Source organism: Kitasatospora sp. NPDC058492 (assembly GCF_042720685.1).
Lineage (GTDB): Bacteria > Actinomycetota > Actinomycetes > Streptomycetales > Streptomycetaceae > Kitasatospora.
Map to the genome: position 1 here is coordinate 1 of NZ_JBHXMU010000123.1, position 7,115 is coordinate 7,115.

The 7,115-nt window shown below is 73.7% G+C and carries 8 protein-coding genes; 4 read left to right on the plus strand and 4 right to left on the minus strand.

Annotated features, from left to right (window positions below):
* The 4 genes from ACFWPI_RS38990 to ACFWPI_RS39005 all read left to right on the plus strand — a co-directional run.
* On the plus strand, nt 1–96 hold a 96-nt coding region (locus ACFWPI_RS38990), incomplete at its 5' end, for an acyl-CoA dehydrogenase family protein (RefSeq protein ID WP_157849844.1).
* 133 nt (nt 97–229) lie between these two features.
* A complete protein-coding gene (locus ACFWPI_RS38995) occupies nt 230–937 on the plus strand; it encodes a TetR family transcriptional regulator (RefSeq protein WP_380380797.1) in 708 nt (235 codons plus the stop codon).
* A gap of 218 nt (nt 938–1,155) precedes the next feature.
* The gene (locus ACFWPI_RS39000) at nt 1,156–2,541 is read left to right on the plus strand and encodes a chloride channel protein (RefSeq protein WP_380380785.1); all 1,386 of its coding nucleotides are present in this window, start codon (nt 1,156–1,158) and stop codon (nt 2,539–2,541) included.
* Nucleotides 2,542–2,755: 214 nt separating this feature from the next.
* Nucleotides 2,756–3,478, plus strand: coding sequence for a DUF2278 family protein (locus ACFWPI_RS39005; protein ID WP_380380787.1), 723 nt, complete (start codon nt 2,756–2,758; stop codon nt 3,476–3,478).
* Between the two features lie 24 nt (nt 3,479–3,502).
* Here the strand turns inward: ACFWPI_RS39005 and ACFWPI_RS39010 are convergent, their stop codons facing one another.
* The 4 genes from ACFWPI_RS39010 to ACFWPI_RS39025 form a co-directional block, all read right to left on the minus strand.
* The gene (locus ACFWPI_RS39010; protein WP_380380789.1) at nt 3,503–4,174 is read right to left on the minus strand and encodes a prolyl oligopeptidase family serine peptidase; all 672 of its coding nucleotides are present in this window, start codon (nt 4,172–4,174) and stop codon (nt 3,503–3,505) included.
* Between the two features lie 89 nt (nt 4,175–4,263).
* Complete coding sequence (locus tag ACFWPI_RS39015; protein ID WP_380380791.1) at nt 4,264–5,745, minus strand: phytoene desaturase family protein; 1,482 nt, start codon at nt 5,743–5,745, stop codon at nt 4,264–4,266.
* A 77-nt stretch (nt 5,746–5,822) separates the two neighbouring features.
* Nucleotides 5,823–6,470, minus strand: a complete 648-nt coding sequence (locus ACFWPI_RS39020; RefSeq protein ID WP_380380793.1) for a flavoprotein — start codon at nt 6,468–6,470, stop codon at nt 5,823–5,825.
* 17 nt (nt 6,471–6,487) lie between these two features.
* A complete protein-coding gene (locus tag ACFWPI_RS39025) occupies nt 6,488–7,018 on the minus strand; it encodes a hypothetical protein (protein WP_380380795.1) in 531 nt (176 codons plus the stop codon).
* Nucleotides 7,019–7,115 lie beyond the last annotated feature (97 nt).

Sequence of the window (7,115 nt, forward strand, 5' to 3'; positions counted from 1 at the left end):
CCGGTGGAGCGGATGATGCGGGACGCGAAGATCACCCAGATCTACGAGGGGACCAACCAGGTCCAGCGCATCGTCATGGCCCGCAACCTGCCGTAACAGCGCCTGCGAGGTGCACCGACGGCCGGGCCGAGCACCCGGTCCGGCCGTTCGGGGCCGATGCTATGTTCCGGGAATGAGCGAGAAGGAAGAGCAGGACCTGCCCATGAACGACGGGCCCGCCAAGCCGGCGATGCGCGAGGCGCTCGTCGCCGCGGCCTTCGAGCTCTTCCTGGAACGCGGCTTCGAGCAGACCACCATCGACGACATCGTCTCGCTCGCCGGGGTCGGCCGGCGCTCCTTCTTCCGCTACTTCCCGGCCAAGGAGGACGTGGTCTTCCCGGACCACGAGCGCAGCCTCGCCGAGATGACGGAGTTCCTGGAGTCCGGCACCGGCGAGGAGGACCCGGTCAAGCACGCGTGCGACGCGGCCCGGCTCGTCCTGCGGATGTACGCCGAACAGCCCTCCTTCTCCGTCCAGCGCTACCGCCTCACCCGCAAGGTCCCCGGCCTGCGGGCGTACGAGCTCTCCGTGGTCTGGCGCTACGAGCACACGCTCGCGGCCTACCTGCGCGGCCGGTTCGCCGACCGCCCGGACGGCCCGCTGCGCGCCGACGTGACCGCCGCCGCCGTCGTCGCCGCGCACAACCACGCCCTGCGCACCTGGCTGCGCTCGGGCGGCGAGAGCGACTGGGTGGTCGAGGTCGACGCGGCGATGGCCTTCGTCACCGGCACCTGGAACGACCGCTCGGGCGGCGAGAACGGCGCGGGTGGGGGGTCCGGGGAGCCCGGGGAGTCCGGGGCGGACGATGTGGTGGTGCTGGTCGCCAGCCGCCGGGCGCCGCTGTGGCGGATGGTCCAGGGCATCGAGAGCGCGCTCGGCGACGCCCACCGGCTCTGACCGCCGGCTGTTGGCCCCGGCCGCCGTCGACGCCGCCCGCTCCGACGCCCACCCGCTCCGGCTGCCAGCCGCCCCGGAGGGCGCTCTCACCCGAACGGCGCAACTCCGCTCGTCCGGCGCCCGGCTGACGGGTCGCACGCCGTGCGGGCCGCCCGGCCCCGGGCGAGACTCGGTCGCAGGACGGGGGCCGCGCGCCCCGGGAGCGCGAAGGAGCGGCGATGCCGGGGACGCCCCAGCAGCAGAACGGTGGCCCCACCCTGCGCCAGGTGCTGCTCGGCAAGGGCTACCTCGGCCTGCTGCTGGTCGCCGCTCTGATCGGTGCCCCGGTCTCGCTGGTCGCCTTCGGCTTCGTCGGCCTGGAGCACCAACTCCAGCACTGGGTCTGGGAGAGCCTGCCGGTCGCCGCCGGCTTCGACCGCGCCCCCTGGTGGTGGCCGCTGCCCGCGCTGCTGCTGGCCGGCCTGCTGCTCGCCCCCGTGGTCACCCGGCTGCCCGGGCGCGGCGGCCACGTCCCGGTGGACGGGCTGGGCGGCCCGCCCACTCCGCCGGGCGCCGTCCCCGGTGTGGTGCTGGCCGCGCTCGCCTGCCTGCCGCTCGGCGCGGTGCTCGGCCCGGAGGCGCCGCTGATGGCGATCGGCGGCGGCCTCGCGCTGCTCGCCGTCCGGTCCACCAGGCGGGCCCAACGCCCGGACCTGGTACCGGTGTTGGGTGCAGCCGGGGCGACGGCGGCGATCTCCACCATCTTCGGCAGCCCGCTGGTGGCGGGCGTGATGATGATCGAGGCGGCCGGGCTGGGCGGCCCGCGGCTGATCGCTCTGATCCTGCCCTGCCTGCTGGCCAGCGGGGTCGGTGCGCTGGTCTTCACCGGCTTCGGCCACTGGACCGGGCTGTCGATCGGCGCGCTCTCGCTGCCGCGGGTGCCCGAGAGCGGCGTCCCGGACCTGGGCGACTTCCTCTGGGGCGTCCTGCTGGCGGTGGTGATCGCCGTGGTCTGCGTGGCCGGGCAGGCCCTCGGCCGGCGGGTCAAGGCCTTCACCACGGGCGATCCGGCGGGCCCCCGGCCGGTGCCGACCGCTCGTCGGACCGCCGTCCGGACGGTGCTGTGCGCGATCGCCGTCGGAGCCTGCCTCGCGGCGTACGCCCTGCTCACCGGTCGCTCGCCGGAGGAGGCCGCGCTCTCCGGACAGGCCACCCTGGGCGCGCTGGCGGCCGACCCGGCGGCCTGGTCGATCGGCGCGCTGCTCGCCCTGGTGCTGTGCAAGACGGTCGGCTGGGGGATCGCCCTGGGCAGCCTGCGCGGCGGCCCGATCTTCCCGGCGATCCTGATCGGTGCCGCGCTCGGGGCGGCCTGCGCGCCGCTGCCCGGCTTCGGCACCGCGCCCGCGCTGGCCGTCGGACTGGCCGCCTCCGGCGCGGCCGTCACCCGGCTTCCGGTCACCAGCACGGTGCTGGCGACGGCGCTGCTGGGCGGCCAGGCCGCCGATGCGATGCCGCTGCTGATCGTCGCCGCGGTGACGGCCTTCGTCACCGGCGAGCTGCTCCGGGGGCGGCCGAGACGCTTCCACGCCGCGCCCGGCCGGGGCAGGCCGGCACCGGTCGACTGACCGGCCCGCCCTCGTCCGGCCCTCGTCCGGTCCCCGGACGCCGGCGCCCCGACGTCAACGTTCTGCGGCGCGAAAGCCCGTTCGGGGGACGGCAGATGAACAACTGCGGATTCCACAGCCCCCGGTCGGCGGTGTGCGCGATAACGGAGGGACCCCGGCCGACCGGCCGGCGAGGCACCAGGACCAGCAGCCAGGGAACCGAGGAACCACACCCATGCCGATCAGCGACTACGGCGTGCTCGCCGCCACCGCCGTCGACCGGCGCCGTGAGGGCGCCACCGACACCCCGCACTACCAGATCCACCTGCGCGACGCCGGGGGCACCGACTACCGCGCGGCGGTCAACGTCCTTTCCCAGCAGGCCCCCGCGGACCTGCGCCACCTCGCGGTCGAGGACTTCCGGCACCCCGTCACCGGCCTCCTCCCGCCGGCCGGCAGCGGCTGGAACCCGCTGCCGTCCCGGCCGGGCACGGCGAGCCTGGACTTCGTCCGCGGGCACCTGTTCGACCCCGCGGCGATGCGCGTCCTGCCGCCCGACCTCCCGGGCCCGGACAACGACCTCGCCGACATGCTCGACCAGCACGTCCAGCGGGCGATCGCCGACCCGGCGGCCGCGGTGTACGTCTTCGGGCAGCGCTTCGGGCCCGAACCCGGCGTCCCGGACAAGGTGTTCGGCTTCCTGCCCGGCAACGGCGTGCACGACGTGCACATGAACCAGGGCAACAGCGGGCGGTTCCGGACGGACGACGGCGTCTACCAGGACGGCGCGCTGCTCATCCACCTGCCGGCGGAGAGCCGGTGGGCGGCGGTGTTCCTGGCCTTCCAGTCGCAGTCCTGGCACACCGACGACCGCACCGGGCACGCCCTGCCCGCGTCCGTCCCGCACCCCACGCGCCCCCGGACCGGCTCCCGCCAGGCGACCGGCCCCCAGCAGTAGCGCCTGCCGGGCCCGTCGGCGTTCTCAGCCCGCGCTGCGGGACCGGCGGGACTGGGCGAGCAGCCAGGCGTAGACCTCGGGGTCGTCGTACGTCCGCGTCCAGGAGTCGTGGCCGACCCCCGGGTAGCGGGTGAACCGCACCGGACCGCCCGCCTCCCGCAGCGCCTCGACCACCCGCTCGGTGTGGGCGACCGGGACGACGTCGTCCTCCCCGCCGTGGAAGGCCCACACCGGGAGGGCGGCGAGGCGCGGCGCCGCCTCTCTCAGCCCGGACCCGCAGATCGGCACGGCGGCGGCGAACCGGCGCGGGTACCGGGCGGCGAGCGCCCACGTGCCGGTGCCGCCCATGCTCAGCCCGGTCACGTACCGCCGGTCCGGGTCGATCCGGTACGTCCGCGCCACGTCCTCGACCAGGGCCGCCAGCGCGCTCACCTCCGCGACCCACGAGCTGTGCGCCGGGCACTGCGGGGCCACCACCACGAACGGCAGCTTCGCCCCGGCGGCGATCTGCCGCACCGGCCCGTGCACGGCGAGCGCCGCCAGATCCTCGCCGCGCTCCATGGCGCCGTGCAGGAACAGCAGCAGCGGCCACGGCCCGGGGCCCTCGTCGTACCCGTCCGGCAGCGACAGGGCGTACCCCAGGTCGTTGCCGTCCCCGTCGACGGCGAACCGGTGGTGCTGAACAGGTGCGGACATCGGTCTCCTCCAAGGCGCCAGGGGTTCCACGGGGCGGACCCGCCGCCACCACCCTTACCGAGCAGCCTCTCCGATCGATGACGCCGCCGTCACGGTTCACATCGCAAAGACGCCGGACGGGGCCCGAGCGAGGGCGGCGCGGTGATGCCGAACTCCCGGCGGAGCGCGGAGAGAGCGGCGAGGTAGCCGCTCATGCCGTGGACGCCCGGACCGGGCGGGGTGGACGCGGAGCACAGGTAGACGCCGGGCAGCGGGGTCGCGTACGGGTTCCACCGGAGGGTCGGGCGCATGAGCAGCTGGCCGAGGGTCAGGGCCCCGGCCCCGATGTCCCCGCCGACGTAGTTGGGGTTGTACGCCTCGTACTGGACGCCGTTGGTGCTCCTGGCGGCGAGGACCGTCTCGCTGAACCCGGGCGCGTACTTCTCGATCTGTGCCGTGACGGAGCCGGTGGGGTCCGCCGCGTACCCGTTGGGCACGTGCGCGTAGGCCCAGACGGGCCTCTTCCCGGCGCGGACCCGGTCGGGATCGGCGACGCCGGGATCCACCAGCAGCACGAAGGGGTCGCCCGCGTCGACACCGCGGGCGACCCCGGACTCCCGGCGGTAGATCTGCGCCTGCGACCCTCCGAGGTGCACGGTGGCGGTCCTGGCCACGTCGGTGTTGCGCCACGGGATCGCCTCGGACACCAGGAAGTCGACCTTGGCTGCCGCGGGCCCGTACCGGAACCTGCCGAGTCGTCGCCGGTAGGCGGCGGGCAGGTGGTCGCCCGCCACGGCCGAGAACTCCTTCGGCCCGGTGTCGAACATGACGACGCGCGAACCGCGCACCTGCGCCAGCTCGGTGATGCGCGCACCGGTGTGGATCAGCCCGCCGTGGCGCCGGATGTCCTCGGCCAGGCCGGCCGCGATCTCCGAGCTCCCGCCGCGCGGCACCGGCCACCCCGAACTGTGCGCCAGGTGGCCGAGGAAGACCGACACGGCCCCGCCGACGACGCTGGGGAGCCTGCCGACGGCGTGCGCGGCCACCCCGGCGAGGAGGGCGGCCGCCTCGTCGGTCGCGAACCGGCGCGCGCCGAGCGCTGTCCCGTGGACCAGGGACCGCCACGCGAGCATCGCCGGAGTCCGCAGGGACGCGGGGACGGAGCGGAAGTCGGAGAGGAAGAGCTCCCCGATCTCGGTGCTGCGGCCGATGAGCGGTGCCATCAGCCGCCGCCAGCCGGCGCCGTCACGGCCCAGTGCCTCGCAGGTCCGGTCGAGGTCGTGGTACGCCACGGCGGCTCGCCCGTCAGCCAGCGGATGGGCGTAGGACGCTTCTGCCTGGAGCAGGTCGACGCCGCGGGCCGACAGGTCGAACCGGCGGAAGAACGGCGAGACGGCGGCCATCGGATGGACGGCGGAGCAGATGTCGTGCCGTACGTCGCTGTCGAAGAGCGCGTGCGTGCGCAGGCCGCCGCCGATCTCGTCCTGGCTCTCGTAGACGTCCACGTGCAGCCCGGCGCGGGCGAAGGTGACGGCCGCCGCCAGGCCGTTCGGCCCGCTGCCCACGACCGCGACGTCGCTGTTCCATTTCATGCTCGGCCCGCCTCGTTCGTGGTCGGTCCGCCGCGCGGGATTCCACGGGCGGAGTGGCCGCTCACCGGGAGCTGGTGCTACCGGCGGCCCTCCGCATCGAACATTCCTTCCAGCTCCTTCAGGACCGACGGCAGGTAGAAGCCGGTCTCGCCCTCCCATTTTCGCTTCCCGACGCTGTACGCCGCGACGGTTTGGCTGACCGAGACGTTCGGGCGCTGCAGCAGGAGCTCCATGTTGCGTTCGACGACGGCATTTCCGGCCGGAAAGGCGGTGGCGAGCACGATCGGCTTCTCGGTGATCTGCAACGCCATGGTGGCGGGGGTGTTGCAGTTTCCCGCGGCGAGCCGCATGGCGAAATCGAGCGTCGCGGGAAAGACGGCGAAGGCGTCGACGCGTTCGCCGATCTCCACGTGCGCGGATTCCGGGAGGGAGGGGTCGGTGTAGTCGTCGGTCCACACGTCGCCGCCCACCAGTCGGCGCAGGGCGTCCAGCGTCACGAAACGCTGTGCGGACCTGGTCACCAGGAGGTCGCTCGTGATCCGGGGAAACGACTGGCGCAGCCAGTGCAGCCAGTACGGGGTGAGCGCGGCGTTGATGGATCCGGTCACGATGAACAGGATCCGCTTCTCGCCCAGATCGGGGATCTCCTGATTTCCGCTGCTTCCGGCGTTTCCGGTGTTTCCAGTGCTTCCGCCGGTTCCGCTGCCTTTGGTGCTTTCGGGCATCTCGGTATTCCCCCGGTTCACAGGGCGAGTTCCGGCGAGATCATGATGGGCTTGATCCCGTCGGCACCCTCGGTCGGGACGGACGCCACGATCATGAACTGGTAGTCGCCCGACTCGCTGCTCTTCCTGCACGCGTCCCGCACGGCCCCGGCCATCAGGTTGTACCCGTCGCTGTTCAGCATCCACTCGAACATGGCCCCGTTCGAGGCGAGCGTGCGCACCTGCGACGCCATGTCGAACAGCGCCTTGGGAACCCGGCTCCCCGGGTTCCACAGTACGGCGAGCGGCTTCGCCTCGTTCCGCATGGCCAGGTCGGCCCACGTGGTCCAGCCGTCCGCGGGCGTCGCGCGCGTGCGGTAGAAGACGTACAGGTCCTCGATGCCGGGGTTCGGGGCGAAGAAGCGCCATTGCGGCAGGTCGGGGAAGAACGGCAGGCGCATCTTGATCGGCAGCTTGTCGTCGGGCAGGTTCTCGAAGACCGTCAGCACGACGTGCGTCACCAGGGCGGCCTTGACCAGGGACGCGACGGTCCTGCGCCACGCGCTCATGAGTTCTCCGTAAGGTGTTAGGTGGCCCGGGAGGGCCGGATGTGGCTGATGGGTTCTTGCCGACCGTGGCTTCCCTGGAGTGGCCGTCCGGCTCTCC